The 26,996-nt window shown below is 61.5% G+C and carries 28 protein-coding genes; 14 read left to right on the top strand and 14 right to left on the bottom strand.

Annotation, left to right across the window (positions count from 1 at the left end):
• The first annotated feature begins 5 nt into the window (after nt 1-5).
• Both ACA049_RS08560 and ACA049_RS08555 read left to right on the top strand, forming a co-directional pair.
• On the top strand, nt 6-1,304 hold the full coding sequence (locus tag ACA049_RS08560; protein WP_010456866.1) for a serine protein kinase PrkA: 1,299 nt from the start codon (nt 6-8) through the stop codon (nt 1,302-1,304).
• Nucleotides 1,297-2,085 (top strand): MlaA family lipoprotein, encoded by a 789-nt coding sequence (locus tag ACA049_RS08555; protein ID WP_497334644.1) that lies wholly within the window; start codon nt 1,297-1,299, stop codon nt 2,083-2,085. Before ACA049_RS08560 ends, ACA049_RS08555 begins: the two co-directional genes overlap by 8 nt.
• A 190-nt stretch (nt 2,086-2,275) precedes the next feature.
• Here ACA049_RS08555 and ACA049_RS08550 read toward each other — a convergent pair whose 3' ends face one another.
• A complete protein-coding gene (locus ACA049_RS08550; RefSeq protein WP_497334642.1) occupies nt 2,276-3,190 on the bottom strand; it encodes a DUF808 domain-containing protein in 915 nt (304 codons plus the stop codon).
• A 134-nt stretch (nt 3,191-3,324) separates the two neighbouring features.
• Here ACA049_RS08550 and ACA049_RS08545 point away from each other — a divergent pair, with 134 nt between their 5' ends.
• A complete protein-coding gene (locus ACA049_RS08545) occupies nt 3,325-3,933 on the top strand; it encodes a TetR/AcrR family transcriptional regulator (protein ID WP_497334640.1) in 609 nt (202 codons plus the stop codon).
• A 127-nt stretch (nt 3,934-4,060) separates the two neighbouring features.
• Here ACA049_RS08545 and ACA049_RS08540 read toward each other — a convergent pair whose 3' ends face one another.
• Together ACA049_RS08540 and ACA049_RS08535 are read right to left on the bottom strand one after the other, a co-directional pair.
• On the bottom strand, nt 4,061-4,519 hold the full coding sequence (locus ACA049_RS08540) for an REP-associated tyrosine transposase (protein WP_497334638.1): 459 nt from the start codon (nt 4,517-4,519) through the stop codon (nt 4,061-4,063).
• Nucleotides 4,520-4,736: 217 nt separating this feature from the next.
• Nucleotides 4,737-5,177, bottom strand: a complete 441-nt coding sequence (locus tag ACA049_RS08535) for a GlcG/HbpS family heme-binding protein (protein ID WP_497334636.1) — start codon at nt 5,175-5,177, stop codon at nt 4,737-4,739.
• A 267-nt stretch (nt 5,178-5,444) separates the two neighbouring features.
• Here ACA049_RS08535 and gcl point away from each other — a divergent pair, with 267 nt between their 5' ends.
• From gcl to ACA049_RS08495, 8 genes are all read left to right on the top strand, one after another.
• Nucleotides 5,445-7,220: a glyoxylate carboligase gene (gcl, locus tag ACA049_RS08530; protein ID WP_109628623.1), complete on the top strand. Its 1,776-nt coding sequence runs from the start codon at nt 5,445-5,447 to the stop codon at nt 7,218-7,220.
• 140 nt (nt 7,221-7,360) lie between these two features.
• A complete protein-coding gene (gene hyi / locus ACA049_RS08525) occupies nt 7,361-8,143 on the top strand; it encodes a hydroxypyruvate isomerase (RefSeq protein ID WP_497334634.1) in 783 nt (260 codons plus the stop codon).
• Nucleotides 8,144-8,290: 147 nt separating this feature from the next.
• Nucleotides 8,291-9,181, top strand: a complete 891-nt coding sequence (locus tag ACA049_RS08520) for a 2-hydroxy-3-oxopropionate reductase (protein ID WP_109628621.1) — start codon at nt 8,291-8,293, stop codon at nt 9,179-9,181.
• Nucleotides 9,182-9,343: 162 nt separating this feature from the next.
• Nucleotides 9,344-10,624, top strand: a complete 1,281-nt coding sequence (locus ACA049_RS08515) for a glycerate kinase type-2 family protein (RefSeq protein WP_497334632.1) — start codon at nt 9,344-9,346, stop codon at nt 10,622-10,624.
• Nucleotides 10,614-12,029, top strand: coding sequence for a pyruvate kinase (pyk, locus tag ACA049_RS08510; RefSeq protein ID WP_497334630.1), 1,416 nt, complete (start codon nt 10,614-10,616; stop codon nt 12,027-12,029). Before ACA049_RS08515 ends, pyk begins: the two co-directional genes overlap by 11 nt.
• 145 nt (nt 12,030-12,174) lie before the next feature.
• On the top strand, nt 12,175-13,089 hold the full coding sequence (locus tag ACA049_RS08505; protein WP_497334628.1) for an urea transporter: 915 nt from the start codon (nt 12,175-12,177) through the stop codon (nt 13,087-13,089).
• A gap of 21 nt (nt 13,090-13,110) precedes the next feature.
• A complete protein-coding gene (locus ACA049_RS08500) occupies nt 13,111-13,935 on the top strand; it encodes an ion transporter (protein ID WP_109628617.1) in 825 nt (274 codons plus the stop codon).
• A 104-nt stretch (nt 13,936-14,039) separates the two neighbouring features.
• Nucleotides 14,040-15,038, top strand: a complete 999-nt coding sequence (locus tag ACA049_RS08495; RefSeq protein ID WP_150702741.1) for a sulfate ABC transporter substrate-binding protein — start codon at nt 14,040-14,042, stop codon at nt 15,036-15,038.
• A gap of 183 nt (nt 15,039-15,221) precedes the next feature.
• Here ACA049_RS08495 and ACA049_RS08490 read toward each other — a convergent pair whose 3' ends face one another.
• On the bottom strand, nt 15,222-15,851 hold the full coding sequence (locus tag ACA049_RS08490; protein WP_497334626.1) for a hypothetical protein: 630 nt from the start codon (nt 15,849-15,851) through the stop codon (nt 15,222-15,224).
• Between the two features lie 234 nt (nt 15,852-16,085).
• On the opposite strand from ACA049_RS08490, the gene ACA049_RS08485 reads away from it, so the two are divergent.
• The 3 genes from ACA049_RS08485 to ACA049_RS08475 all read left to right on the top strand — a co-directional run bounded on the left by ACA049_RS08485 (nt 16,086) and on the right by ACA049_RS08475 (nt 19,202).
• Nucleotides 16,086-17,291 (top strand): MFS transporter, encoded by a 1,206-nt coding sequence (locus ACA049_RS08485; RefSeq protein ID WP_497334624.1) that lies wholly within the window; start codon nt 16,086-16,088, stop codon nt 17,289-17,291.
• Nucleotides 17,292-17,462: 171 nt separating this feature from the next.
• On the top strand, nt 17,463-18,182 hold the full coding sequence (locus ACA049_RS08480) for an SDR family oxidoreductase (protein ID WP_497334622.1): 720 nt from the start codon (nt 17,463-17,465) through the stop codon (nt 18,180-18,182).
• Between the two features lie 132 nt (nt 18,183-18,314).
• On the top strand, nt 18,315-19,202 hold the full coding sequence (locus ACA049_RS08475) for a LysR family transcriptional regulator (protein WP_497334620.1): 888 nt from the start codon (nt 18,315-18,317) through the stop codon (nt 19,200-19,202).
• 57 nt (nt 19,203-19,259) lie between these two features.
• Here the strand turns inward: ACA049_RS08475 and phnP are convergent, their stop codons facing one another.
• From phnP to phnF, 10 genes are read right to left on the bottom strand one after another with little or no spacing between them, the layout of a single operon-like run.
• On the bottom strand, nt 19,260-20,009 hold the full coding sequence (gene phnP / locus ACA049_RS08470) for a phosphonate metabolism protein PhnP (protein WP_497334618.1): 750 nt from the start codon (nt 20,007-20,009) through the stop codon (nt 19,260-19,262).
• Nucleotides 20,000-20,569, bottom strand: a complete 570-nt coding sequence (phnN, locus tag ACA049_RS08465; protein ID WP_497334617.1) for a phosphonate metabolism protein/1,5-bisphosphokinase (PRPP-forming) PhnN — start codon at nt 20,567-20,569, stop codon at nt 20,000-20,002. Before phnN ends, phnP begins: the two co-directional genes overlap by 10 nt.
• Complete coding sequence (locus ACA049_RS08460; RefSeq protein ID WP_497334615.1) at nt 20,569-21,714, bottom strand: alpha-D-ribose 1-methylphosphonate 5-triphosphate diphosphatase; 1,146 nt, start codon at nt 21,712-21,714, stop codon at nt 20,569-20,571. Before ACA049_RS08460 ends, phnN begins: the two co-directional genes overlap by 1 nt.
• Nucleotides 21,704-22,423 carry a phosphonate C-P lyase system protein PhnL gene (gene phnL, locus ACA049_RS08455; RefSeq protein ID WP_497334613.1) on the bottom strand — a complete coding sequence of 240 codons (720 nt, stop codon included), beginning with the start codon at nt 22,421-22,423 and terminating at the stop codon, nt 21,704-21,706. Before phnL ends, ACA049_RS08460 begins: the two co-directional genes overlap by 11 nt.
• 29 nt (nt 22,424-22,452) lie before the next feature.
• Nucleotides 22,453-23,262, bottom strand: a complete 810-nt coding sequence (phnK, locus tag ACA049_RS08450; protein ID WP_497334611.1) for a phosphonate C-P lyase system protein PhnK — start codon at nt 23,260-23,262, stop codon at nt 22,453-22,455.
• Entirely contained in the window at nt 23,259-24,131 is an 873-nt protein-coding gene (locus ACA049_RS08445) for an alpha-D-ribose 1-methylphosphonate 5-phosphate C-P-lyase PhnJ (RefSeq protein ID WP_497334609.1), read from the bottom strand. Before ACA049_RS08445 ends, phnK begins: the two co-directional genes overlap by 4 nt.
• Entirely contained in the window at nt 24,124-25,200 is a 1,077-nt protein-coding gene (locus tag ACA049_RS08440) for a carbon-phosphorus lyase complex subunit (protein ID WP_497334607.1), read from the bottom strand. The genes ACA049_RS08445 and ACA049_RS08440 overlap by 8 nt, the downstream gene beginning before the upstream one ends.
• Entirely contained in the window at nt 25,200-25,799 is a 600-nt protein-coding gene (phnH, locus tag ACA049_RS08435; protein WP_497334605.1) for a phosphonate C-P lyase system protein PhnH, read from the bottom strand. The genes ACA049_RS08440 and phnH overlap by 1 nt, the downstream gene beginning before the upstream one ends.
• On the bottom strand, nt 25,799-26,245 hold the full coding sequence (gene phnG / locus ACA049_RS08430; protein ID WP_497334603.1) for a phosphonate C-P lyase system protein PhnG: 447 nt from the start codon (nt 26,243-26,245) through the stop codon (nt 25,799-25,801). Before phnG ends, phnH begins: the two co-directional genes overlap by 1 nt.
• Nucleotides 26,246-26,259: 14 nt before the next feature.
• The gene (phnF, locus tag ACA049_RS08425) at nt 26,260-26,964 is read right to left on the bottom strand and encodes a phosphonate metabolism transcriptional regulator PhnF (protein WP_497334601.1); all 705 of its coding nucleotides are present in this window, start codon (nt 26,962-26,964) and stop codon (nt 26,260-26,262) included.
• Nucleotides 26,965-26,996: the final 32 nt, after the last annotated feature.

Here is a 26,996-nt window from a genome sequence, read left to right as displayed (position 1 = left end):
TAGTCATGCTCCGTTCCTTGCGCTTCGCCGCCCTGTTTGGCGGCCTTATTTTGAGTGCGTCCGCACTGGCGGTCGATATCGACGCCGCCAGTTATGGCTACCCCTTGACCAACCCGTTCGAGGCGACCATCGCCACGACTCCTCCGGACCTGCGTCCGGAGTTGCCGCTGGACGACGACATCGACCAACAGACACGCAGCGTGACGCTACGCCCGGAGCGTGCATTCGAATTGCCGGACAACTTCTGGCCGGTCAAAAAGCTGACCTACCGCATCGCCACGCAAGACAAGGCAGCGCCGTTGATCTTCCTGATCGCTGGCACTGGCGCGCGTTATGACAGCAGCCTCAACGAATACCTGAAAAAGCTCTACTACAAGGCCGGTTATCACGTGGTGCAACTGTCGTCGCCCACCAGCTTCGACTTCATGAGCGCGGCTTCACGCTTTGCCACACCCGGTATCACCAAGGAAGACGCCGAAGACATGTACCGGGTGATGCAGGCTGTGCGGGCGCAAAACCCGAACGTCGCCGTCACCGATTACTACCTGACCGGTTACAGCCTGGGCGCGCTGGACGCGGCTTTCGTCGCGCACCTGGACGAAACCCGTCGCAGCTTCAACTTCAAGAAAGTCTTGCTGCTCAATCCACCGGTCAACCTCTATACCTCGATCACCAACCTGGACAAGCTGGTCCAGACCGAGGTCAAGGGCATCAACAACAGCACCACCTTCTATGAACTGGTGCTGAACAAACTGACCCGCTACTTCCAGCAAAAAGGCTACATCGACCTCAACGATGCCCTGCTCTACGACTTCCAGCAGTCCAAGCAGCACCTGACCAACGAACAGATGGCCATGCTGATCGGCACTTCGTTCCGCTTTTCGGCGGCCGACATTGCCTTTACCTCGGACCTGATCAACCGTCGTGGCCTGATCACCCCGCCGAAATACCCGATCACCGAAGGCACCAGCCTCACGCCGTTCCTCAAGCGTGCGCTGCAATGCGACTTCGACTGCTACATCACCGAGCAGGTTATCCCGATGTGGCGTGCCCGCACCGATGGCGGCAGCCTGCTGCAACTGATCGACCAGGTCAGCCTGTATGCGCTCAAGGATTACCTGCACGACAGCCCGAAAATCGCCGTCATGCACAACGCCGACGACGTGATCCTCGGCCCTGGCGACCTCGGTTTCCTGCGCAAGACCTTCGGTGATCGTTTGACCGTTTATCCACTGGGCGGCCATTGCGGCAACCTTAATTACCGCGTCAACAGCGACGCTATGCTGGAGTTCTTCCGTGGCTAAATACCTCCTGCTTATCGCTGCGTTACTCTGTGCAGGCGTCGCCAATGCAGACAACAGCAAAGCCAACGCACCTGTCGTGGTCGACAGTGACGGTTTCAAGGAACCGTTGAGCAAACTCAAGTTCAACCCGGGGCTGGATCAGCGCGAGTTCGAACGCTCGACGCTCAACGCGCTGGCCGTCTACGACCCGCTGGAAGAGTGGAACCGCCGGGTTTATCACTTCAACTACCGCTTCGACCAATGGGTGTTCCTGCCGGTGGTCGACGGTTATCGCTACGTCACCCCGAGCTTTCTGCGCACGGGCGTGAGCAACTTCTTCAACAACCTCGGCGATGTGCCGAACCTGATGAACAGCCTGCTGCAATTCAAAGGCAAGCGTTCGATGGAAACCACCGCGCGCCTGCTGCTCAACACCACCATCGGCATCGCCGGCCTGTGGGACCCGGCCACCGCCATGGGCCTGCCGCGTCAGGCCGAAGACTTCGGTCAGACCCTGGGCTTCTACGGTGTACCGGGTGGCGCCTACTTCGTGTTGCCGATCCTCGGCCCATCGAACATCCGCGACACGGGCGGCCTGGTGGTGGACTTCAGCGCCGAATCGGCGATCAACTTCCTGAACGTCTCGGAAGTCAGCTCCAACCACCCTGAAGTCTGGGTCCTGCGCGGCGTCGACAAGCGCTACCAGAACAGCTTCCGCTACGGCCAGCTGAACTCGCCGTTCGAGTACGAGAAAGTGCGTTACGTGTATACCGAGTCACGCAAGTTGCAGATCGCCGAGTAAATCCATCGGCAACAAAAAAGGCCATTCGATGCAGATCGAATGGCCTTTTTAATGGGTATTTTTCAAACACTACAGAACCACTGTGGGAGCGGGCTTGCTCGCGAAAGCGGTGGGACATTTAGCATTGATGTAACTGACACACCGCCTTCGCGAGCAAGCCCGCTCCCGCATTTTTGGTCAGTGCCAGGTTTTAGCCTTTCAGCGCCTTGTAGAGTTTGCTGGCGACCATCACACCGGCCAACACCACCGCACCCGCCACAATCCCCGCCACCACATTCAGCAACGTCGGCACGATAAACCCGGCACCGCCAGCCCCTGCGCTGACGCTCTCAATCCAGTGATGAACCACCGGCACGCCGTGGGTGAGAATTCCGCCGCCCACCAGGAACATCGCCGCCGTGCCGATCACCGACAGGCTTTTCATCATGTACGGCGCCGCACGCAGAATCCCGCCGCCGATGCTTTTAGCCATCTGTCCAGGCTTCTGGGTCAGCCACAGGCCGAGGTCATCGAGCTTGACGATACCCGCGACCAGGCCATAAACACCGATGGTCATGACAATGGCGATGCCCGACAGCACGATGACCTGCTGGGTCAACGACGCATCCGCCACGGTGCCAAGGGTGATGGCGATGATTTCCGCCGACAGGATGAAGTCGGTGCGGATGGCGCCCTTGATCTTGTCTTTCTCGAACGCCACCAGATCCACCGCCGGATCGGCCACGGCCTCGACCAGCTCCGCATGCTCGGCCTGGTCTTCAACCTTGCTGTGCAGGAATTTGTGGGCGAGCTTCTCGAAACCCTCGAAGCACAGGTAGGCGCCACCGACCATCAACAGTGGCGTGACCAGCCACGGGATGAACACGCTGATCGCCAGCGCCGACGGCACCAGGATCAGTTTGTTGAGAAACGAGCCCTTGGCCACCGCCCAAACGACCGGTATTTCCCGTTCGGCGCGTACGCCGCTGACCTGCTGGGCATTGAGCGCCAGATCGTCGCCGAGCACGCCGGCGGTCTTCTTGGCGGCCATTTTGGTCATCAACGCCACATCGTCGAGAACGGCGGCGATGTCGTCGATCAGCACCAGCAAACTGCTTCCTGCCATGAATCAGGTTTCCTTCTTGAATGAATGCCGCGCAGCATAGCGCGACCGAGCGCCACACGGGGCATTCTTGAGCGCCGCGCGAGCCCGGTGCTACCATGCGCAACCGCCAGAACAGGCAAGGAACCCCCTGGTTTATGAGCACTATCCGCGAGCGCAACAAAGAACTGATCCTGCGTGCCGCCAGTGAAGAATTTGCGGACAAGGGCTTCGCTGCGACCAAAACCAGTGACATCGCAGCCAAGGCGGGACTGCCCAAGCCCAACGTCTATTACTACTTCAAATCCAAGGAAAACCTCTACCGCGAGGTCCTGGAAAGCATCATCGAGCCGATTTTGCAGGCCTCGACGCCGTTTAACGCCGACGGCGTGCCCAGCGAAGTGCTGAGCGGCTACATTCGCTCGAAAATCCGCATCTCTCGCGACCTGCCCTTTGCCTCGAAAGTGTTCGCTAGCGAGATCATGCACGGCGCCCCGCACCTGAGCGCCGACCTGGTCGAGCAACTCAACGGCCAGGCCAGGCACAACATCGACTGCATCCAGACCTGGATCGACCGCGGGCAAATCGCCCCGATCGACCCCAACCACCTGATGTTCAGCATCTGGGCCGCGACCCAGACCTATGCCGACTTTGACTGGCAGATCACGGCCATCACGGGCAAGGCCAAGCTGGATGAAGAGGACTATGAAGCGGCGGCGCAGACGATTATCCGGTTGGTGCTGAAGGGGTGTGAGCTGGACAGGTAGACCGCGGTGCTGCCATTCGCGAGCAAGCCCGCTCCCACAAGGGATCAAGGGTGTTCACAAACTTTGTGCCCAGGCTCAAACCCTGTGGGAGCGGGCTTGCTCGCGAAGGCGGCAACTCGGTTTCAGATCAAACCCAGATCGCATCCCACAACGGATAGTCGCCAAGCTTCTCCACCAACCCCGCCCGTAAAGGGTTAGCGACAACATATCGAACAAGCTTCACCAAATCCTCCTCACGCCTCAAAGCCCGATCATGAAAGCCCTGCTGCCACAGACTGCCCGCCCTGCCAGTTGCGGCATTGATTGTTCGAGTACTCAACGATTTGGTCTGGCACATCAATTGGCCCAGCGATCCTCTTTGTAGCTGAATCAACCAGTGGAAATGGTCTGGCATGACCACGAAGGCCAAGGAGTCGACAAACCCTTGCTCCTGCGCTTGCTTGAATTGGTGTACGACAAGTCTGCCCAAGGTGTAATCCTTGAAAACAGGCTGGCGTTTCAGGGTGTTGGCGGTCAGAAGATAGATGCGGTTTTGCTCGGCATAGCGACCGATGCGCAGGCGGTGTGACGATGAAAGCTCAGGCATTCCTTTGCCTCTCTCCTGGATCAATTCATCAGAAGGCTAGATCAGCGAACTGAAAACTGAGGGGCAAACTTTTGGCCGGATGTGTCAGAGATACCGCCTTCGCGAGCAAGCCCGCTCCCACAGGGGGACTTGTGGTGTTCAGACATTTTGTGTCCAGCACTAATCCACTGTGGGAGCGGGCTTGCTCGCGAAAGCGGTAGATCAATCAACAAAAATATTAGGCAGTAACCCCCGCATCCGCCCTCAACCCCACCGCCTCGATCGCACTGATCGCACACTGCTCATCAACATCAGAAAGATCGCCGCTGATCCCCACCGCCCCCAGCACGTTCCCGTCCTCATCCCGAACCAACACACCGCCCGGTGCCGGCACGACGCTGCCCTGCCCCAGGCTGTTCAGCGCGGCGAAGAAGGCCGGGCGTTGCTGGGCGTCCAGCGCCAGCAGGCGTGAGCCTTTGCCGAGGGCGATGGCCCCCCAGGCTTTGCCGATGGCGACCTGCGGGCGCAGCAGGCTGGCGCCGTCTTCGCGTTGCAGGGTAATCAAGTGCCCGCCGGCATCCAGTACCGCGATGGTCAGGGGGGCCGCGGAGATTGCACGCCCGGCGATGATGGCCTGATCGATCAGGTTGACTGCAACTTTCAAGGTTAAAGCGCTCATGGTGCCGTCCTCATTTTGTTATAGGGAAAGCCAGTGGCCTGCGCGTTTGTGCCGCAGCCCGACGCAACAAATAGAACACAATGAGTTATATTTTTGTATACAATAATTCTCGAAAAGCGCCACATGCGACGAAAAGCCACAGCAGAACGGGCTTCCGACGAATGAAACGGTCGCTTGAGAAAATGGATTGACCTGCGCCGTCCGCCGTGAATACACTCTGCGCAAAGCCACTTGTATACAATTACAAAACGTAAGAGGCACAAAACCATGAGCAAAATGAGAGCAATCGAAGCCGCCGTTCTGGTGATGCGCCGCGAAGGGGTTGATACCGCTTTTGGCATCCCGGGCGCCGCGATCAACCCGCTGTACTCCGCCTTGCAGAAGGTCGGTGGCATCGATCACGTCCTCGCGCGCCACGTTGAAGGCGCCTCGCACATGGCCGAGGGTTACACCCGCACCAAGGCCGGCAACATCGGCGTGTGCATCGGCACTTCGGGACCTGCCGGTACCGACATGGTCACCGGGCTCTACAGCGCCTCGGCCGACTCGATCCCGATTCTGTGCATCACCGGGCAAGCACCCCGCGCCCGTATGCACAAAGAAGACTTCCAGGCCGTCGACATCACCACCATCGTCAAGCCAGTGACCAAGTGGGCAACCACCGTCATGGAGCCGGGCCAGGTGCCGTATGCATTCCAGAAAGCCTTCTATGAAATGCGCTCCGGCCGTCCAGGCCCGGTGCTGATCGACCTGCCGTTCGACGTGCAGATGGCTGAAATCGAATTCGACATCGACGCCTACCAACCACTGCCGCTGGCCAAGCCAACCGCTAACCGCGTGCAAATCGAGAAAGCCCTGGCCATGCTCGACCAGGCCGAGCGTCCATTGCTGGTGGCGGGTGGCGGCATCATTAATGCCGATGCCAGCGAATTGCTGGTGGAGTTCGCCGAGCTGACCGGCATTCCGGTGATCCCGACCCTGATGGGCTGGGGCACGATTCCGGACGATCACCCGCTGATGGTCGGCATGGTGGGCTTGCAGACGTCGCACCGCTACGGCAACGCGACCCTGCTGAAGTCGGACGTGGTATTGGGCGTCGGTAACCGTTGGGCCAACCGTCACACCGGTTCGATCGACGTGTACACCGAAGGCCGCAAGTTCATCCACGTCGACATCGAGCCGACGCAAATCGGCCGCGTGTTCAACCCGGACCTGGGCATCGTTTCCGACGCCGCTGCCGCGCTGACCGTGTTCATCGAAGTCGCTCGCGAATGGCAAGCCGCCGGCAAGCTGAAAAACCGCAGCGCCTGGCTGCAAGACTGCCAGCAGCGCAAAGCCAGCCTGCAGCGCAAGACTCACTTCGACAACGTGCCGGTCAAGCCGCAACGGGTTTACGAAGAGATGAACCAGGTGTTCGGCAAGGACACCTGCTACGTCAGCACCATCGGTCTGTCGCAGATTGCCGGCGCGCAGTTCCTGCACGTCTACAAGCCGCGTCACTGGATCAACTGCGGTCAGGCGGGTCCATTGGGCTGGACCATTCCGGCAGCGCTGGGCGTGGTCAAGGCTGATCCGACCCGCAAGGTCGTGGCACTGTCGGGCGACTATGATTTCCAGTTCATGATCGAAGAGTTGGCGGTGGGCGCGCAGTTCAAGCTGCCGTACATCCACGTTGTGGTCAACAATTCGTACCTGGGGCTGATTCGTCAGGCCCAGCGCGGTTTCGACATGGACTACTGCGTGCAGCTGTCCTTCGATAACCTGAACGCTCCGGAGCTCAACGGTTACGGTGTCGACCACGTCGCGGTTGCCGAAGGCCTCGGCTGCAAGGCGCTGCGTGTGTTCGAACCGGGTCAGATCCAGCCTGCCCTGCGCAAGGCCCAGGAGCTGATCGAAGAGTTCAAGGTGCCGGTGATCGTCGAGATTATCCTGGAGCGCGTGACCAACATTTCCATGGGCACCGAGATCAACGCCGTCAACGAATTCGAAGACCTGGCGCTGGTCGGCAACGATGCGCCGACTGCGATTTCGTTGCTTGATTAACTGCTGACCGCTCTCCCTGTAGGAGCGAGGCTTGCCCGCGAAGACGTCGTACCATTCAACATTGAAGTCGACTGACACGACGCCTTCGCGGGCAAGCCTCGCTCCTACAGGGGGGGCCCGAACTTACACGGGAGACCACCATGCCGCGTTTCGCAGCCAACCTGTCCATGCTGTTCACTGAGCAGGATTTTCTTGCCCGTTTCGAAGCGGCCGCCAAGGCCGGCTTCAGTGGTGTCGAATACCTGTTCCCCTACGACTTCAGCTCCGCCGAGATCAAGGCCAAGCTCGACGCCAATGGCCTGACCCAGGTGTTGTTCAACCTGCCGGCCGGTGACTGGGCCAAGGGCGAGCGCGGTATCGCGTGCCTGCCGGACCGTGTCGAAGAGTTCCGCGCCGGTGTCGATCTGGCGATCGCTTATGCGCAAGTGCTGGGCAACACCCAGGTCAACTGCCTGGCCGGTATTCGTCCACAAGGCGTCGACGATGCCACCGTGGAAAAAACCTTCGTCGCCAACCTCAAGTACGCGGCCGACAGGCTGCAAGCGGCGGGTATCAAACTGGTGATGGAAGCGATCAACACTCGCGACATCCCGGGTTTCTACCTGAACAACACGGCGCAAGCCCTGTCGATTCGCGAGCAGGTCGGCAGCGCCAACCTGTTCCTGCAATACGACATCTACCACATGCAAATCATGGAGGGCGACCTGGCTCGCACCATGGCTGCACACCTTGGCGAGATCAACCATATCCAGTTGGCCGACAACCCGGGGCGCAACGAACCGGGCACCGGTGAAATCAACTACCGCTTCCTGTTCGAACACCTGGACCGCATCGGTTATCAGGGTTGGGTTGGCTGTGAATACAAGCCGCTGACCACCACGGAAGCGGGTCTGGGCTGGCTCAAAACCCATAACGCAATCTAATCGAACATGACGCCCCTGTAGGAGCTGTCGAGTGAAACGAGGCTGCGATCTTTTGATCTTGCCTTTGCAGATCAAGATCAAAAGATCGCAGCCTCGTTTCACTCGACAGCTCCAACAGGGGCCATACAAAAACAAGAGGAATTTCTCATGGCTAAAATCGGATTTATCGGCACCGGCATCATGGGCCACCCAATGGCGTTGAACCTGCAGAAAGCCGGTCACAGCCTGTTCCTGTCGGCGCACCACGACGCCGCGCCTGCCGACCTGGTTGCCGGTGGTGCCGTCGCCCTGGCGAACCCGAAAGAAGTCGCCCAGGAAGCTGAAGTCATCATCATCATGGTGCCCGATACCCCGCAGGTCGACGACGTGCTGTTCCGCGCCGACGGCGTTGCGGCCGGCGTGGGCAAAGGCAAAATCGTCATCGACATGAGCTCGATCTCGCCGACCGCCACCAAAGCCTTCGCGGCCAAGGTCAACGAGAAAGGCGCGCAATACCTCGACGCGCCCGTGTCCGGCGGTGAAGTCGGCGCCAAAGCTGCCAGCCTGAGCATCATGGTCGGCGGCGATGCCGATGCCTTCGAACGCGCACTGCCGCTGTTCCAGGCGATGGGCAAGAACATCACCCTCGTCGGCGGCAACGGCGACGGTCAAACCGCGAAAGTGGCGAACCAGATCATCGTTGCGCTGAACATCCAGGCCGTGGCCGAAGCGCTGCTGTTCGCCGCGAAAAACGGTGCTGATCCAGCCAAGGTGCGTGAAGCACTGATGGGCGGTTTCGCGTCGTCGAAGATCCTCGAAGTGCACGGCGAGCGCATGATCAAAGGCACCTTCGACCCGGGCTTCCGCATCAGCCTGCACCAGAAGGATTTGAACCTGGCCCTGCAAGGCGCCAAGGAGCTGAACATCAACCTGCCGAACACCGCCAACGCCCAGCAAGTGTTCAGCACCTGCGCAGCCATCGGCGGCAGCAACTGGGACCACTCGGCGCTGATCAAAGGTCTGGAACACATGGCGAATTTCTCGATTCGCGATAAGTAAGTCGCCCCCCCCCGCTCCCCTGTAGGAGCGAGGCTTGCCCGCGAAGGGATCGCCTCGGTGCAGCAGAAACACCGCAGTGTCCGGTTCGCGGGCAAGCCTCGCTCCTACAGAGGGCGATGCAAGGCTCGATATCCCCAATAACAAGAAATCCGGGAGTCCGCCATGTCGGTCAATCCGCAACAATTCCTGCGCGAGCTGTTTGCCACAGCCATCGACGCGGCCCATCCGCAGCAAGTCCTCGAAGCCCATTTGCCTAAAGATCGCAGCGGTCGGGTGATCGTCATTGGCGCCGGCAAAGCCGCAGCTGCCATGGCTCAGGTGGTCGAGCGTTGCTGGCAGGGTGAAGTCTCCGGTCTGGTGGTCACCCGTTACGGCCACGGCGCCCCGTGCGAAAAAATCGAAGTCGTCGAAGCCGCTCACCCGGTGCCCGACGCTGCCGGTCAAGCCGTCGCCAAGCGTGTGTTTGAACTGGTCAGCAACCTGACCGAAGACGACCGCGTGATCTTCCTGCTCTCGGGCGGGGGTTCTGCCCTGCTGGCCTTGCCGGCGGCCGGCATCACCCTCGCCGACAAACAATCGATCAACAAAGCCCTGCTTAAATCCGGCGCGACCATCGGCGAGATGAATTGCGTGCGCAAGCACCTCTCGGCGATCAAGGGCGGCCGCCTCGGCAAGGCCTGCTGGCCGGCCACTGTTTATACCTACGCGATTTCCGATGTACCGGGCGACCTCGCCACAGTCATCGCCTCCGGCCCCACCGTGGCCGACCCGAGCACCTCCGCCGAAGCGCTGGCGATCCTCAAGCGCTACGGCATTGACGTTCCGGCCTCGGTGCGCACCTGGCTGCAAAGCCCGGAATCGGAGACGGTCAAACCCGGTGATCCGAGCCTGGCGCGCAGCCATTTCCAATTGATCGCCCGTCCTCAGCAATCCCTTGAAGCGGCCGCGGTGAAAGCCCGTCAGGCCGGTTTCAGCCCGCTGATCCTCGGCGATCTGGAAGGCGAATCCCGGGAAGTGGCCAAGGTTCACGCCGGCATCGCCCGGCAAGTGGTTCTGCATGGCCAACCGTTGGCGGCGCCGTGCGTGATTTTGTCCGGCGGTGAAACCACCGTCACCGTGCGCGGCAATGGCCGAGGCGGACGCAACGCCGAATTCCTGCTGAGCCTGACCGAAAGCCTTAAAGGCCTGCCCGGTGTGTACGCCCTGGCCGGTGACACCGACGGCATCGACGGCTCCGAAGACAACGCCGGCGCGATCATGACCCCGGACAGCTACGCCCGCGCCGCCGCCCTCGGCTTGAGCGCCAGCGACGAGTTGGACAACAACAATGGCTACGGCTATTTCGAGGCGCTGGACGCACTGATCGTCACCGAACCGACCCGCACCAACGTCAACGACTTCCGCGCCATCCTGATCCTCGAGAGCCCTAAAAATGACGCCTGACAAGAAGGTTAAAATCCTCGCCACCCTCGGCCCTGCCACCGACGGGATCGATGACATCCGTGAATTGGTGCAGGCCGGGGTCAACATCTTTCGCCTGAACTTCAGCCACGGCGATCACGCCGACCACGCTCAGCGGTATCAGTGGATTCGTGAAGTCGAGCGCCAGCTGAATTACCCGCTGGGCATTCTGATGGACCTGCAAGGCCCGAAACTGCGGGTCGGCAAGTTCGCCGAGGGCAAGGTGCAACTGCATCGCGGCCAGGCCCTGCGCCTGGACCTCGACCCGACGCCGGGCGATCAGCGCCGGGTCAACCTGCCTCACCCGGAAATCATCGCCGCGCTGGAACCCGGCATGGACCTGCTGCTGGACGACGGCAAATTGCGTCTGCGCGTGGTCACCAAGTACGCCGACGCGATCGACACCACCGTGCTCAACGGCGGCGAACTCTCGGACCGCAAAGGCGTGAACGTACCGCAAGCGGTGCTGGAACTGAGCCCGCTGACCGCCAAGGATCGTCGTGACTTGAGCTTCGGTCTGGAGCTGGGCGTTGACTGGGTCGCGCTGTCGTTTGTGCAGCGTCCGGAAGACATCCGCGAAGCCCGCGAATTGATCGGCGACAAAGCGTTCTTGATGGCCAAGATCGAGAAGCCCTCGGCGGTGACTCAGCTGCGGGAAATCGCTGAATTGAGCGACGCGATCATGGTCGCTCGCGGTGATTTGGGCGTGGAAGTGCCGGCGGAAAGCGTGCCGCAGATTCAGAAAAACATCATCAGCATTTGCCGCCAGCTCGGCAAACCGGTGGTGGTGGCGACGCAGATGCTTGAGTCGATGCGCTTCTCCCCCGCCCCGACCCGCGCCGAAGTCACCGACGTGGCCAACGCTGTGGCCGAAGGGGCCGATGCCGTGATGCTGTCGGCCGAAACTGCGTCCGGCGAGTACCCGCTCGAGGCCGTACAGATGATGAGCAAGATCATTCGCCAAGTGGAAAACGGCCCGGATTATCAAGCGCAACTGGACGTCAGTCGGCCGAAGGCTGAAGCGACTGTTTCTGATGCGATCAGCTGTGCAATCCGCCGCATCAGCAATGTGCTGCCAGTGGCGGTGCTGGTGAATTACAGCGAGTCGGGGACGTCGAGCCTGCGTGCGGCGCGGGAACGGCCGACGGTGCCTATCCTCAACCTGACGCCGAACCTGCAGACCGCGCGCCGCTTGACGGTGGCGTGGGGCGTGCATTCGGTGGTCAATGATCGGCTGCGGCAGGTGGACGAGGTGTGCTCAACAGCGCTGGAGATTGCGCAGGCGCAGGGGATGGCGCAGCGCGGGGACACCTTGTTGATCACCGCGGGTGTGCCGTTTGGGCAGCCGGGGTCGACTAACTCACTGCGCATCGAGACGTTGATCTAGAGCGCCCATACCGGCCTCTTCGCGGGCAAGCCTCGCTCCTACAGATTTTGTGTCGGCCGTGATGATTGGGAACGACTCAAACCTGTAGGAGCGAGGCTTGCCCGCGAAGAACGATGACGCGATCCACCTGACAAACAAAAATAAAATGCCTGCCAACCACTTCAACACCCACTGCCCCGATTGGGCGACTGCCCTGCTCAACGGTTTCAGCCAGATCTTCCTCCAGCGCCATCCGCTGTGCGGTCTGCTGTGCCTGTTGGCGATTCTTTTCACCGCGCCCACCCTGCTCGGCGGCGCGCTGCTGGGCGGTGTCGCCGGGTTGCTCACTGCGCAACGTCGCGGCTATGCCAAGGCCGATCGCCAGGCTGGGCTGTTCAGTTACAACGGTGTCTTGCTCGGCCTGCTGCTGAGCCTGTATTTCCCCTGGTCCGCGCTGTTGCCACCGTTGATCATCGCTGCGGGCGGCCTGAGCGCGATGGTCACTCAACAATGGCTCAAACGCGTCCGGGTCAGCCACTACCTGCCGGCCTACACCGCGCCCTTCGTGGGGCTGGGCTGGTTGCTGCTGTGCTTCGCCACGCCTTCGACCAATGCGCACCTGATCGAAATCAATACGCTGAACCTGCTCACCGCCCCACTAAAAGGCCTCGGCCAGGTGATGTTCCTCGGTCATCCGCTGGCCGGTGCGATGATTGCCGTGGGGTTGCTGATCGCTGATCGCCGCGCATTTTGCTGGGCGTTGTTGGCGTCAGTCGCAGGCATGGGCTGGAGCCTGCTGCATCACGATTTCTATACTGCATTGATCGGCCTCGGTGGCTATAACGCCGTACTCGCCGCCCTCGCCTTCAGCTCGCAGCGTCAGAAACCTTGGCTGCCGCTGCTCGGTATTGCCTCAGCGCTGTTGCTGACGCCGGTGTTTGCCGCCATCGGTCTGCCAACGCTGACCGCACCGTTCATCCTCGCCTGCTGGCTGATCCGCACGGTTGTTCAACTGCTCGGCAAGCGCCCTGTCGCCCTTACGCCTTGCACTCTGGAGGAGAATCAACCTAGGCTTCGCTGATCATTGGTTCAGGCGGTATCCATGGACAGCAGCAAAAACTGGCGTGAAGAGCTTTACGTCATGGTTTTCCAGAGCGACACCAAGGCGGGGCGGCGCTTCGACGGCATATTGCTGTTGATCATCCTCGCCAGCATTGTGATTGTGATGCTCGACAGCATCGACACGGTCCACAAGAACTACGCCGACGTGCTGGCGTATATCGAGTGGGGCTTCACCGTGATTTTCGCCATCGAATATGGCTTGCGTCTGTACTGCTCACCCAAGCCGTTGCGCTACGCGTTCAGCTTTTACGGGCTGGTGGATTTGCTGGCGATCGTGCCCGGCATCCTGGCGCTGTATTACGCCGATGCGCAGTACCTGCTGATCATCCGGATCATTCGGATGCTGCGGATTTTCCGCGTGCTCAAGCTCAGCCCGTACCTCAAGCAAGCCAACTATTTAATGTCGGCGCTGCGCGGCAGCAAGCAGAAAATCGTGGTGTTCCTGGTCAGCGTCTGCACCCTGGTGACGGTGTTCGGCACGCTGATGTACGTGATCGAAGGCCCGGAACATGGTTTCACCAGCATTCCCAAAGGTATCTACTGGGCGATCGTCACGCTGACCACCGTGGGCTTTGGCGACATCGTGCCCAAGACGCCGTTGGGCCAGGTGATTTCGTCGCTGGTGATGATTACCGGTTACTCGATCATCGCCGTGCCCACCGGGATTTTCACCGCCGAACTGGCCAACGCCATGCGCGGCGAACAGCTGCAACACGACTGCCCGGTGTGCAAGAAGAACAGCCATGAACATGGCGCAGCATTTTGCTCCCGTTGCGGCAACGCTCTGTTTAAGAAACTGGAATAAGCAAAGTGCTTTTTAATCTTTAAAGGCCTATGCGAGCCCAGTTATAGTCGCTGGCAAATTGCCTCACCTTTAAACAAAAAACATCTACGAACAAGGAATGCGCAGTGAAAAAACTCTTTGGCGCCTCACTTCTGGCCGCTGGCCTGGCACTGACCAGCGTGGCTCAGGCCGCACCGACCCTGCTCAACGTTTCCTACGACGTGATGCGCGATTTCTACAAGGACTACAACACTGCGTTCCAGAAACACTGGCAAGCCGAGCACAACGAGAACATCACCCTGCAGATGTCCTTCGGTGGCTCCAGCAAACAGGCGCGTTCGGTGATCGATGGCCTGCCGGCTGACGTCATCACCATGAACATGGCCACCGACATCAACGCCCTGGCGGACAACGGCAAACTGGTCCCGGACAACTGGGTCACCCGCCTGCCGAACAACAGCGCGCCGTTCACCTCGGCCACCGTGTTCATCGTCCGCAAAGGCAACCCGAAAGCCCTGAAAGACTGGCCGGACCTGCTCAAGGACGGCGTGCAAGTGATCGTGCCGAACCCGAAAACTTCGGGTAACGGTCGCTACACCTACCTGTCCGCCTGGGGTTATGTGCTGAAAAACGGCGGTGACGAGAACAAGGCCAAAGACTTCGTCGGCAAGCTGTTCAAGCAAGCGCCGGTGCTGGATACCGGTGGCCGTGCCGCCACCACCACGTTCATGACCAACCAGATCGGTGACGTGCTGGTGACCTTCGAAAACGAAGCGGAAATGATTGCCCGCGAGTTTGGCCGTGATCAGTTCGAAGTGATCTACCCAAGCGTCTCCGCTGAAGCCGAGCCGCCGGTGTCGGTGGTCGATAAAACCGTCGACAAGAAAGGCACTCGTGCTGCAGCCGAGGAATACCTGAAGTACCTGTGGTCGCCTGAAGGTCAGGAAATTGCAGCGGCCAACTACCTGCGCCCGCGTGATCCGGCGGTGCTGGCCAAGTACACCGATCGCTTCCCGAAGGTGGACTTCTTGTCGGTGGAGAAGACCTTTGGTGACTGGCGCACGGTGCAGAAGACTCACTTCAATGATGGTGGAGTCTTTGATCAGATTTACAGCGGCCAGTAATTCCTGAGCCCAACGAAAAGGCGACCCGATGAGGTCGCCTTTTTTGTATGCGCTTTCTGCGACACCGCAGCCCCCCTGTGGGAGCGGGCTTGCTCGCGAAAGCGGTGTGTCATTCAACATTGATGTCGACTGACACACCGCTTTCGCGAGCAAGCCCGCTCCCACAGGGTTTGGGACAGGCCATTACATCGGTGGGGTGACGCCATCCTTGCCGGCCGAGATGGATTGCGCGGTCAGCGTCCCGTCAGCACTTTGGGTCACAAACGTCACGATCTTCACCCCCACCTTCAGCAAACTCCGATCCCCCGGCATCAGGTTCACGATCGGCACATCCTCCGGCACCAGGATCTTCTGCTGCCCGCCCTTGTAGTTGACGGTCAACACCCGGCCATTGCTGACCACCAGATCGCCCACGCTGCCGTTGGTCATGCTGCTGCCCTTGACCAGATCGAACGGTCGATGCCCGTCGCCGCTGCCCGCCAGTTCCGGTGGAAAGACGTGGACTTCCAGCGCCTTCAAGGTCCCATCGTCTTGTGGAATGGCCGCCGAGCCAATGTAGCTGCCGGGTTTGATGTCTTCGATATTGGCCAGGGTCACGGCGCGGACTTTGGTGTCTTGGGTCAGGTTGATCACCACGTTTTCACCGCTGTTGACGTGGACTTTCAAGACATCGGGGCTGACGCCGGTGATCTCGCCGCGCACACCGATGCGCATTCCCGGCGCGTCGGCGGCCTGGGCCAGACCCGCCGTGAACACGCCGATCAAGGTGACCACTGAAGCGCCGCGAATAAGGTGACGAAACATCGCATTCATGGAAGTGCCTTCCGGTTAGGAAACGAGAGAGAGAACATAAGCACGCTATCGAACAGGATGTAAGTGAATGTATCATCGGACCTGAAAATTTTGACGCAAGGTTCGTCGATGGACAGCACTGCCGTCCGTCACTCATTCCGCAAAGGAATGATTGCTATCACTCCAATCCCTCTTCTGCCGATTCCGATACCTCTTTAGCCTGCGCGCATTCCCTTCTGTTCAGCGAGACACGTTATGAACCCAGCGACCCAGGTGCCCCACGGCACCGCGACAATGACCAAAGGCATGGTGCTGCTGTTCGCCTTCTGCTGCGGCGCGATTGTGGCCAACATTTACTACGCCCAGCCGATCATCGGCCTGATCGCGCCGGACATCGGCCTGACCAGCACCATGGCCAGCCTGATCGTTTCGCTGACCCAGATCGGTTACGCGCTGGGGCTGTTCTTCCTGGTGCCACTGGGCGATCTGCTGGAAAACCGCCGGCTGATGATCATCACCACCGTGGTGGCGATCGCCAGTCTGTTGGGCGCGGCGTTCACCGACCAGCCGAACGTGTTTTTGCTGATCTCGTTGCTGGTGGGTTTCAGTTCGGTGTCGGTGCAGATCCTGATTCCGCTGGCGGCGCACCTCGCGCCGGAAGAGTCGCGCGGTCGGGTCGTCGGTGGAATCATGGGCGGTTTACTGCTTGGGATTCTGTTGGCGCGGCCGGTGTCCAGCGTCGTGGCGGATCACTTCGGCTGGCGCGCGATGTTTGTGATCGCGGCGGTGTTGATGGCGGCGATCAGCGTGGTGCTGGCATTGACCATTCCCAAGCGCCAGCCTGATCACAGCGCTTCTTATGGCCAGTTGCTGGGTTCCCTGTGGACGCTGTTGCGCCAGCAACCGGTGTTGCGTCAACGCGCGCTCTACCAGGGCTGCATGTTCGCCACGTTCAGCCTGTTCTGGACCGCCGTGCCGCTGGAACTGGCGCGCAATCATGGCCTGTCGCAAACCCAGATCGCGATATTCGCCCTGGTCGGTGCCATCGGTGCGATCGCCGCCCCTATCGCCGGTCGACTGGCCGACGCCGGCCACACCCGCATCGCCTCATTGCTGGCCCTGCTGTTCGCCAGCCTGAGCTTCCTGCCCGCGTTCATCCACCCGGTCTACAGCGTCATCGGCCTCGCGGTCACCGGCGTGGTGCTCGACTTCTGCGTGCAGATGAACATGGTCCTCGGCCAACGCGCGGTCTACGCCCTCGACGCCAAAAGCCGCAGCCGCTTGAACGCGTTGTACATGACCAGCATCTTCATCGGTGGCGCGTTTGGTTCGTCGGTGGCCAGTGCGGTGTATGAGCACGGCGGCTGGCTGTGGATTGTGATCGTGGGCAGCGCGTTTCCGCTGCTGGCGTTGTTGCGGTTCTTGAGTGTTTCGTCGAAGGCTTCGTTGGCGACTGCATAAAAGCGCCCAAAACATCGCGGACAAAAACTCGTCTCGACAGATCCTTGTAAGACCCGGGCCAAGCCGGATTACACTCAGCGTCCGGAGCCTGAAGCGATGCCGGATACAACTCACGGCTGACCCGTTCAACTGCCGCCTGCCCCGGCGGCATGTTCTTTCAAGGAGTTTGCAATGACCCGACGTACCTTTCTCATCACTGGCGCCAGCAAAGGCATTGGCCGGGCCGTGGCCGAGCATCTGGACCGCGCGGGGCATCGGGTGGTCGGGATTGCCCGAACGCCGGACCTGTCGTTCCCCGGCATTCTGTTTCCGCTGGATTTGAGTGACCGTGCGCTGACCCAGGAAGTGCTGGCGGATCTGGCCAGGACGTATGAATTTGATGGGCTGGTGAATAACGTCGGCCTGGTTCGCCCGCAGGTGCTGGGCGAAATCGACCTCGACACCTTCGACGACGTGATGCGGGTCAACCTGCATTCGGCGTTGCAGGCCACCCAGGCGCTGCTGCCGAACATGCGCGCCAAGGGCTGGGGCCGGGTGGTGAATATTTCCAGCTTGACCGTGCTTGGCATCACCCAGCGTACGGCGTACGCGGCGGCCAAAGCGGCGCTGATCAGCTTCACGCGTTCCTGGGCGCTGGAACTGGCGCAAACCGGCGTGACCGTGAACGCCGTGGCGCCGGGGCCGACGGAAACGGAACTGTTCCGCACCAACAATCCGCCGGGCAGCGAAGGCGAAGCGCGGTATCTGGCGGGTGTGCCGATGGGGCGTCTGGGCCAGCCGCATGAGATCGCGGCGGCGATTGCGTTTTTGTTGTCTGAGCAGAGCGGATTTATCACCGGGCAAACCTTGTTTGTCGATGGCGGTTCTTCAATCGGCAAAGCCGCGTTTTAACTGAATACACAGATCCCCTGTGGGAGCGGGCTTGCTCGCGAATGCGGTGTATCAGTCGACATTATTGGTGTATGTCAGTCCGTATTCGCGAGCAAGCCTGCTCCCACAGTTTGATCTTCACAAGGACTCGAGATGGACCGCCTCGGCGCAATGGAAACCTTCGTCTACGTGGTGGAAACCGGCTCGTTTTCCGCCGCCGCCCGGCGCCTGAATATCGGCCAGCCCGCCGTGTCGAAAACCATCGCGCAACTGGAGGCGCGCCTCGCCGTTCGACTGCTGCTGCGCTCCACTCGCGGCCTGACGCCCACCGAAGCCGGGCTGGCCTTCTTCGAACGCGCCAAGCGTGCCATCGAAGAAGCCGACGAGGCCGACAACGCAGCACGCGGCGCCGCCAGCGGGCTCTCCGGCAACCTGCGCATCTGCGCCGCCGTGACCTTCGGCCGACTGCACATCGTTCCGCACCTCGGGCCTTTCCTCGATCAAAACCCGGACCTGAACATCGACCTGATGCTCGACGACCGCAACGTCAATCTGGTCGAAGAAGGCGTCGACATCGCCCTGCGCCTGGGTACCCAGAGCGACTCCGGCCTCACCGCCCGCAAAATCGCCGAATGCCGGCGCATGGTGCTGGGCGCGCCCGCCTATTTCGAAAAACACGGCGAGCCCGCCTGCCCGGCAGACCTGAGCAAACACCAGGCCGTCGCCTACACCTTGGGCGGTGGTGCCCACTGGCAGTTCCGCAACGGCACAGATGAGCAGTCAGTCATCATCAGCGGCCGCCTGCGCGTCAACGCCGCCGAAGGTCTGCGTGCAGCCGTGCTTGCCCATCAAGGACTGACCTTGGCATCGGAATGGATGTTTGCACCGGAACTGGCCAGCGGTGCGGTCAGGGAAGTTATGAAGGATTGGACGTTGCCGAATCAGGACCTTTGGGCGGTGTTTCCAACGGGCAGAATGGCCAGTGCGAAGGCTCGGGTGTTTGTGGAGTATGTGCAGGGGTTGTTGGCAAAAACGGCCTGAGAAACGATTCAATCAAGATCGAAAGATCGAAAGCTTCGCCAGCTCCAACAACTATCGCTACACCTCATCCCCATCAAAACCCACCCTGACATTCCCGGGCAACTCCCTGCCATGCTCAAGCAACCACGCATCCAGCGTATGCCCCACATGCGTCAACACCGCCAACCCCGGTTGCAGGTCTTCAATGCATCGCAACGCGAGGTTCAGATCGTTGTGATTACGCGGCGCCTGCGGTTGCGGCGGTAGTGAGCAGTCGAGCACCAGCAGGTCCAGCGGTTCACGTTGCAGGCGGGCCGTGGTGGCGGGCGGCAGGCCGACGGTGTCGGTCAGGTAGGCGATCCGTCGTCCTTCTCCTTCGAACAGGTAACCCAAGGTGGGTTTTGAATGCAGCAGCGGTAACGCCGTGACGCTGAGCGTGCCGAACTGGCGGGTTTCGAAGTGGCCGAACGGCTGGCTGAAATCGAGGATGCCGGGGTGTTTGTAGAGGTCGGCCAGGCCTTCCGGGTCGTCCGGTCCATGCACTGGAATCACCAGGCCCTGGCCCCAGCGCAAATGCAGCAGCCCTTGGGCGTGATCGGCGTGGTAGTGGGTCTGGAAAATGCCGTTGAAACTGCGGGCAGGGAAGCGTTCGGTCAGGTCGGGCAGGCCGCTGTCGATCAGCCAGCGCTGATCGCCGCATTCGATCAGCGCGCTGCACGGGCGACGTCGGCGGCGTTCATCGTGACGGGCCAGGTCGCAGGCCGCGCAGTCGCAGCCGTAGACCGGGACCTGTCGGGCGTCGCCGGTGCCGAGTAAGGTCAGGCGCATACGGGTTGTCCGTCGATACAGGCCAGCATTTGTTCGACCGTGTGTTCCAGCGGCCCGGAGTTGTCGATGACATGCAACGCCGGATCGTGCTCGGCGAGCAGCCGTTCGCTGAAGCGCGCATTGCGTGCCAGCCGCTCGGCAATCTCGGCGACGGATTCACGCCCCCGTGCCAGCAAGCGCTGGTGCAGTGCAGCTTGATCGACCGTCAGCAACAGCACGAGCACGTTTGGATAGCGCAAACGGGTTTGCGCCAAATGACCGCGCGAGCCGTTGACCAGTACGTCCTGCCCCGCAGCCAGCCAATCGTCGATGTCCCGGGGGATGCCGTAGGCCAGGCCATTGGCGCGCCAGCTTAGGGCAAACCCGCCCTGAGCCTCAAGCGTTGCAAACTCATCGAGGCTCACACCTTGCGCCGCCTCCCCCACGGATTCCGCCGAGCGGGTGATGACTCTGCGCACGATGCGACAGCCGCGTTCGGCCAATCGCGCGCGTGCGGCATCCAGCAGGCTGTCCTTGCCCGAACCTGAAGGCCCGATGAGATAGATCAACCTGCCCGCCATCAAAACACCCTCTTCGCTTGTCGCCAGACCTGTTGGACCACCGGCAATCCGTCCTGGCTCCGGGCTTGCACCAGGTCCGCTCGCAAACCCGGCGCAATTTCGCCACGATCGCTCAACCCTGCGGCTCTGGCCGGGGCCAGGCTGACCATGCGTACCGCCTGGGCCAGGTCGCACGGGTTGTCCAGGGCCGCCAGTGCAAACGCAGCTTGCAGCAGACTGGCCGGATAGTAATCGCTGGACAGAATATCCAGCAGCCCTTCAGCGGCCAGGTCGGCGGCGGCCACGTTACCCGAGTGGGAACCGCCGCGCACAATGTTCGGCGCGCCCATCAACACCTTCATGCCGTTTTGCTGGCTGCCGCGCGCCGCCTCGACCGTGGTCGGGAATTCGGCGATGGTCATGCCGTAGCGCGAGGACTCTTCGACATGGGCCAGGGTCGCGTCGTCATGGCTGGCCACCGACAGACCACGGGCCAGGCAATGCTCGACAATCGCCTCGCGATAACGGGTGCTGTACTCGCGGGAGTTGGCCTTTTGCAGGACGATGAACTCGTCCATCTGCGTGGTCGTCAGGTGGTATTTGCCCATGTAGTACTCACGGTATTTGGCTTCCAGCACAAATTGGCGCTGGCCCGGCGAGTGGTCCATCACCGATACCAGTTGCACCAGCGGATGCTCCACCAGGTCACGGAATACGCTCAGCGTGTCCGGATGGCACAGCTCGCAACGCAGATGCAGACGGTGTTCGGCGCGGGTCAGCCCGGCGTCGGAGGCGCTGGAAATCGCCTCAAGCATCGCCGGCAATTTCTGCATGCGATTGCCTTTGGGGTTCACGTCGCCGATAGACACGGCGTCGAACACCGTGGTGATACCGGCAGCAATGATCTGCGCATCGTGGCTGAGCACCGCCGAGCGCGATGGCCAGTCCACGCCGGGGCGCGGGGTCATGTGGCGTTCCAGGTTGTCGGTGTGCAACTCCACCAGTCCCGGCAGCAGGTAATCACCGTTGAGGTCCTGGGCCTGGGGCAAGCGGCTTGGGCCTTCAGCGATGTCGGCGATCAAGCCGTCGCGAAGCAGCACGGTGCCGAGGAACACACGGTCAGCGGTGACCAGTCGGGCATTGCTGAGGATCTGTTCAACGGACATGGGCGTATTCCTCGTGGTTGGCAGCGGCCGGGGTCATGTCGAGATGGCGATCGGCGACCGCCTCGCGGGCAGTGCGGTCGTGGAAGATGCCGATCAGCGCGGCGCCCGCCGCTTTCGCTTCGTTCATCAGCTCCAGCACCACTTGGCGATTGGTGTCGTCCAGGGACGCTGTCGGTTCGTCGAGCAACATCACCGGCCACGCCACCATAAAACCCCGGGCGATGTTGACCCGCTGCTGCTCGCCACCGGAAAAAGTGCCCGGCGCCAATTGCCACAGGCGTTGTGGAATGTTCAAACGGCTGAGCAACAACTCGGCACGCGATTGCGCCAGGTGTCTTGACCAGCCACGGGCCAGCGCGGGTTCCATCACCACGTCCAGGCACGCCACGCGCGGGATCACCCGCAAGAACTGACTGACGTAACCCAGCGTTCGCTGGCGCACTTGAAGAATGTCCCGGGGCTCGGCACCCACCAGTTCCAGCCAGTGACCGTCGTGCTGCACGCGGATGCTGCCGCCCGCCGGCAGGTAGTTGCCATACAGCGTGCGCAGCAAGGTGCTTTTACCGGCGCCGGACTGGCCATGCAGCACCAGGCATTCTCCGCCCGCCACACTGAAATTCACCCCGCGCAGCACGTTCAGGACCACGCCGTGCTGCTGATGCAGAGTGAAGGTTTTCGAGAGGTCACGGACCTCGATCAACGTATTCATCGCTCGGATTTCCACAGAGGGGCGGGACGTCACGGCTGCAACACCGAAGACACCAACAGTTGCGAGTAAGGGTGCTGCGGGTCGTCGAGGATCTGGTCGGTCAACCCGGTTTCCACCACCCGCGAGCGCCGCATCACCATCAGCCGATCCGCCAGCAAACGCGCCACGGCCAGGTCATGGGTGACGATCACCACGGCCAGGTCCAGCTCACGCACCAACCCGCGCAGCAGATCGAGCAACCGCGCCTGCACCGACACATCGAGGCCACCGGTCGGTTCGTCCATGAACACCAGCCTCGGGCTCGACACCAGATTGCGGGCAATCTGCAGCCGCTGTTGCATGCCGCCGGAGAAGGTCCGCGGCAAGTCGTCGATGCGCAGAGGGTCGATTTCCACCTGGCTCAGCCAGTCGATCCCCGCCCCGCGCAGTTGCTGGTAATTGCGTACGCCTTGGGCCATGAGGCGCTCGCCGATGTTGGCACCGGCCGAAACGCCCATGCGCAAACCGTCGCGCGGGTTCTGTTCGACAAAACCCCACTCAGTGCGCAACAAGGTCCGGCGTTCGGCTTCGCTGGCGCTGTACAAGTCGATCCATTCGCCCTGCTTGTCGCGGTAACCGATTCTGCCGCGCTGGGGCGGCAGGCGGCCGCTGAGCAATGAGAGCAACGTCGATTTACCCGAGCCGGACTCGCCGACAATCCCCAGCACTTCGCCGGGATACAAATCGAAACTGACGCCCTGGCACCCCTTCTCGGGGCCGTACAGCAACGACAAATCGCGCACCTGCAGCAAAGGCTCGGCGTTGGCAGTAGACGGTTGGTTTTTCAGCGCCTGGTTCATTGGCCCTGCTCCTGCGGGCTGACGCGCTGGGCGCAGTAATAAGTGTCGGAACAGACGAAGCTCTGGGTCCCTGCATCGTCGAGGATCAGCTCGTCGAGGAACGACTCACGGCTGCCGCAAATGGCGCAGCACTCTTCCCATTTCTGCACTTCGAAGGGGTGGTCTTCGAAGTCCAGGCTGGTGACTTGCGTGTACGGCGGCACTGCGTACAAACGCTTTTCCCGGCCCGCGCCAAACAGCATCAGCGCCGGGCTCATGTCGAGTTTCGGGTTATCGAATTTGGGGATTGGCGACGGGTCCATCACGTAGCGCTCGTCGACCATCACCGGGTAGGCATAAGCGGTGGCGATGTGGCCGAAAGTGGCGATGTCCTCGTAGAGTTTGACGTGCATCACCCCGTAATCATTAAGCGCGTGCATGGTCCGGGTCTCGGTTTCCGACGGCTCGATAAAACGCAACGGCTCGGGAATCGGCACCTGATACACCATGATCTGATCGGCGTGCAGCGGCGTTTCCGGGATGCGGTGACGGGTCTGGATCACCGTCGCGTCCGGAGTGCTTTCGGTGGTCGCGACGCCTGCGGTGCGGGCGAAGAAGCGGCGGATCGATACGGCGTTGGTGGTGTCATCCGCGCCTTGGTCGATGACTTTAAGCACGTCGTCGGCACCGAGAATCGCTGCGGTCAATTGCATGCCGCCGGTGCCCCAGCCATAAGGCAACGGCATCTCGCGCCCACCGAACGGCACCTGATAACCGGGGATCGCCACGGCCTTGAGCAAGGCGCGGCGGATCATGCGTTTGGTCTGTTCGTCGAGGTAGGCGAAGTTGTACGCCGCGTCGCGAAGCGGTGCCTGACTCATATCATTCATGGCTGTGGCCCTCGGCCGGCTTGCGCAGTTTGCGGATCAGTTCCAGTTCGGCCTGGAAGTCCACGTAGTGCGGTAATTTGAGGTGCGAGACAAAACCGGCGGCCTCGACGTTGTCGCAGTGCATCAGCACGAATTCTTCCTGCTGCGCCGGGGACACGATCTCTTCGTTGAACTCCTCGGCCCGCAAGGCGCGGTCGACCAGCGCCATGCCCATGGCCTTGCGCTCGGCATGCCCGAACGCCAGGCCGTACCCACGAGTGAACTGCGCCAGCTCGGTGGCTGAGCCGACGAACTGGTTGACCATCTCGCACTCGGTCACTTCGATGCTGCCCAGACAGACGGGGAAACCCAGCTCTTCGGGATCGATCCAGACTTCCACATCACCGATGCGAATCTCCCCCGCGAACGGGTGATTGCGGCCATAACCGCGCTGGGTCGAATACCCCAACGCCAGCAGAAAACCCTCATCGCCACGGGCCAGAGCCTGCAAGCGTTGGGCGCGACTGGCGGGCAATTCCAGCGGATCGCGGGTGATGTCGGCGACGCTGTCACTGTTGTCGGACTCGTTCTTGATCAAGCCTTCCCTGGCCAGCAAACCGAGGACCCGTGGGCAGGGTTCGAGGCGGGTGTTCGGGGTGGTTTGCGGTCCCGGATATTCGCCTTCGGCGAGCAACGCAAAGTCGAGCAGACGGTGGGTGTAGTCGAAGGTCGGCCCCAGCAACTGGCCGCCAGGCACGTCCTTGAAGGTGGCGGACAGACGCCGGCTGAGCTGCATGTCCGAGGTGTCGATCGGCAGGCTCGGGCTGAAACGCGGCAAGGTGGTGCGATAGGCGCGCAGCAGGAAGATCGCCTCGACCAGATCCCCCGCCGCTTGCTTGATCGCCAGCGCGGCCAGTTCTTCGTCATACAGCGAGCCTTCGCTCATCACCCGCGCCACCGCCAACGGCAGTTGCTGACGGATCTGCTCGACGCCGAGTTCAGTGACCGAGGTGTCGCCCCGGCGCTTTTTCGCCAGCAGACGGTGGGCATTGTCGATGGCCTGTTCGCCACCTTTGACGGCTACGTACATCAGGCAAACTCCTCTGCGGTGCGAACGACCCGGGTGCTGCGCGGCAGGCCGATAAAGTCGTGACCGGCGGCGAAAAACAGATCCAGCCCCCGGGGAAATTCGTTGCGTTGTTCACGCTCGCGCCAGAAGCCCTCGGCCACCGGCAGATGGACCCGGTGCTCGGTCTGAATGCCCGGTCCGCGCCAGGCCAGACCTGCCCCAGCGGCGAGACTCGGCAGTTGAACCAGCAAGGTGCAGGACTGATCGGGGTAACGATCGTTGCCATGGTCGAAGCCGCTGAGGTCAAGCAGATCCTCGGCGCTGAGCAAGGCAAAACGTGCGGTTTCGCGATTCGCGGTCAGCGGGCAGCCGCAGTGGAAGGCCAGGTTGGCGCGGATCACCGGCGTGTCGAAGGACGGCGCCAGCCACAGCGGCGTGTCTCCATCGAGCAAGGCCAGGCACAAGGCGTAAGTGGCGGGCGCCAGTCCTTCCAGGCTTGGCGTGGCGTTCAAGGTCTGGATCAGGCCGGGACCGGCCAGCGCTTTGAGCGCGGCGCGAAAGCCGCGCTGAGCATCCAGCACCGGGTCGGTAAACGCCGGTTGCAGCAACGGTGCGCTCATCAGTTTTCTCCTCGCACGAGGGTGAAGAATTCCACTTTGGTGGCGGCGGTGTCCGCCTCTTTCTGCGCCCGACGGTGTGCCTGGGCATTGGCCAGCGGTGTGATCACCAGATCGAGCCAATGGCGCTGTTGCGTGCCCTGCAAGTGAGCATCGGCCAGGGCGGCCAACTCGGCGTGGGCCTTGTCGCGACCGGCCAGGTAGCTGTAACCGGTCCGGCCATCGGCGAGGCGCACCACGCAGCGGGTCACGCTCATTTCGCCGACGTTGAACGGCGCGCCGTTGCCGCCCATGCGGCCACGAACCAGGGTCATGCCGATTTCCGGCGCACGAATCAGTTGGTACTCGACGTCACGCAGCGCGGCTTCATGGGGCTGCAGTTCGCTGCGACGGGCGCGGGCCAGCACGCCGATCCAGTGCTGCCGCGCAGCGTTGGGAGCAGGGTTCATCGTTGAGTTCTCCATCAGGTGACGACCTGGTACTGGAAGCGATCCGAACGGCTGGTGGACTGGGCCAGCTCCACTGGGTGGCCGTCGCGATCGCGGGAAAGGGTGAACACACTCAGCGCCGGCAAATGCCGGGGCATCATCAGCAACGCGGCTTCTTCGCGGCTGGGCAACCGGGCGCCGATCAGGCTCAGGGTGCGGGTCAGCGGCATGTCCCGTTCGCTCAAGTACTGGCGCAGGGAACCGCCGGTGTAGTCCGCCAGCAACGGCGCATGGCTGGCGCAGTAGCGATGGCGGATGAGGCTGACCGGTTGGTGATCGAGCTTGCGCAAGGTCTGCAATTCGATCATCGGCGCCCTCTCGGCAAGCCCGAGGTGTTGCGCCTCTTCACGGCTGGCGAAGCAATAACGGCGCTTGAGCAACACCGCCTCGACGCCCAATCCCTGGGCCGACAACGACTGGCTGTAGGCACTGTCGGCGGCCATCGGATAAATCAGCGGCCGTTCCAGCACTTGCGTGCCCTTGCCCTGGCGGCGCAGCAGGCTGCCTTCGAACACCAGCTCATCAATGGCGCGGCGCAAGGTATGGCGGTTGACCCCGAAACGCTCGGCCAACTGCACCTCGGCCGGCAGGAAATCCCCGGCCTGATAATCGGCCAGCTCGCGACGCAGGATGTCGGCCAGTTCGCGGTACACCGGCTCATCTTGTCTAGACAACTGCATGCTTAAAAAAAGCGCCCACGGGCACCCCTCCG

Source organism: Pseudomonas sp. LBUM1662, from assembly GCF_059695915.1.
This window is presented reverse-complemented; position numbering and strand designations above follow the sequence as displayed.

What these genes read in the sequence shown, in the direction of transcription:
- ACA049_RS08560 (WP_010456866.1), top strand. Translation starts at nt 6, where the DNA reads ATGCTCCGTTCCTTGCGCTTCGCCGCCCTGTTTGGCGGCCTTATTTTG.
- ACA049_RS08550 (WP_497334642.1), bottom strand. Translation starts at nt 3,190, where the DNA reads ATGGCAGGAAGCAGTTTGCTGGTGCTGATCGACGACATCGCCGCCGTT.
- ACA049_RS08545 (WP_497334640.1), top strand. Translation starts at nt 3,325, where the DNA reads ATGAGCACTATCCGCGAGCGCAACAAAGAACTGATCCTGCGTGCCGCC.
- ACA049_RS08540 (WP_497334638.1), bottom strand. Translation starts at nt 4,519, where the DNA reads ATGCCTGAGCTTTCATCGTCACACCGCCTGCGCATCGGTCGCTATGCC.
- ACA049_RS08535 (WP_497334636.1), bottom strand. Translation starts at nt 5,177, where the DNA reads ATGAGCGCTTTAACCTTGAAAGTTGCAGTCAACCTGATCGATCAGGCC.
- gcl (WP_109628623.1), top strand. Translation starts at nt 5,445, where the DNA reads ATGAGCAAAATGAGAGCAATCGAAGCCGCCGTTCTGGTGATGCGCCGC.
- hyi (WP_497334634.1), top strand. Translation starts at nt 7,361, where the DNA reads ATGCCGCGTTTCGCAGCCAACCTGTCCATGCTGTTCACTGAGCAGGAT.
- ACA049_RS08520 (WP_109628621.1), top strand. Translation starts at nt 8,291, where the DNA reads ATGGCTAAAATCGGATTTATCGGCACCGGCATCATGGGCCACCCAATG.
- ACA049_RS08515 (WP_497334632.1), top strand. Translation starts at nt 9,344, where the DNA reads ATGTCGGTCAATCCGCAACAATTCCTGCGCGAGCTGTTTGCCACAGCC.
- pyk (WP_497334630.1), top strand. Translation starts at nt 10,614, where the DNA reads ATGACGCCTGACAAGAAGGTTAAAATCCTCGCCACCCTCGGCCCTGCC.
- ACA049_RS08505 (WP_497334628.1), top strand. Translation starts at nt 12,175, where the DNA reads ATGCCTGCCAACCACTTCAACACCCACTGCCCCGATTGGGCGACTGCC.
- ACA049_RS08500 (WP_109628617.1), top strand. Translation starts at nt 13,111, where the DNA reads ATGGACAGCAGCAAAAACTGGCGTGAAGAGCTTTACGTCATGGTTTTC.
- ACA049_RS08490 (WP_497334626.1), bottom strand. Translation starts at nt 15,851, where the DNA reads ATGAATGCGATGTTTCGTCACCTTATTCGCGGCGCTTCAGTGGTCACC.
- ACA049_RS08485 (WP_497334624.1), top strand. Translation starts at nt 16,086, where the DNA reads ATGAACCCAGCGACCCAGGTGCCCCACGGCACCGCGACAATGACCAAA.
- ACA049_RS08480 (WP_497334622.1), top strand. Translation starts at nt 17,463, where the DNA reads ATGACCCGACGTACCTTTCTCATCACTGGCGCCAGCAAAGGCATTGGC.
- ACA049_RS08475 (WP_497334620.1), top strand. Translation starts at nt 18,315, where the DNA reads ATGGACCGCCTCGGCGCAATGGAAACCTTCGTCTACGTGGTGGAAACC.
- phnP (WP_497334618.1), bottom strand. Translation starts at nt 20,009, where the DNA reads ATGCGCCTGACCTTACTCGGCACCGGCGACGCCCGACAGGTCCCGGTC.
- phnN (WP_497334617.1), bottom strand. Translation starts at nt 20,569, where the DNA reads ATGGCGGGCAGGTTGATCTATCTCATCGGGCCTTCAGGTTCGGGCAAG.
- ACA049_RS08460 (WP_497334615.1), bottom strand. Translation starts at nt 21,714, where the DNA reads ATGTCCGTTGAACAGATCCTCAGCAATGCCCGACTGGTCACCGCTGAC.
- phnL (WP_497334613.1), bottom strand. Translation starts at nt 22,423, where the DNA reads ATGAATACGTTGATCGAGGTCCGTGACCTCTCGAAAACCTTCACTCTG.
- phnK (WP_497334611.1), bottom strand. Translation starts at nt 23,262, where the DNA reads ATGAACCAGGCGCTGAAAAACCAACCGTCTACTGCCAACGCCGAGCCT.
- ACA049_RS08445 (WP_497334609.1), bottom strand. Translation starts at nt 24,131, where the DNA reads ATGAATGATATGAGTCAGGCACCGCTTCGCGACGCGGCGTACAACTTC.
- ACA049_RS08440 (WP_497334607.1), bottom strand. Translation starts at nt 25,200, where the DNA reads ATGTACGTAGCCGTCAAAGGTGGCGAACAGGCCATCGACAATGCCCAC.
- phnH (WP_497334605.1), bottom strand. Translation starts at nt 25,799, where the DNA reads ATGAGCGCACCGTTGCTGCAACCGGCGTTTACCGACCCGGTGCTGGAT.
- phnG (WP_497334603.1), bottom strand. Translation starts at nt 26,245, where the DNA reads ATGAACCCTGCTCCCAACGCTGCGCGGCAGCACTGGATCGGCGTGCTG.
- phnF (WP_497334601.1), bottom strand. Translation starts at nt 26,964, where the DNA reads ATGCAGTTGTCTAGACAAGATGAGCCGGTGTACCGCGAACTGGCCGAC.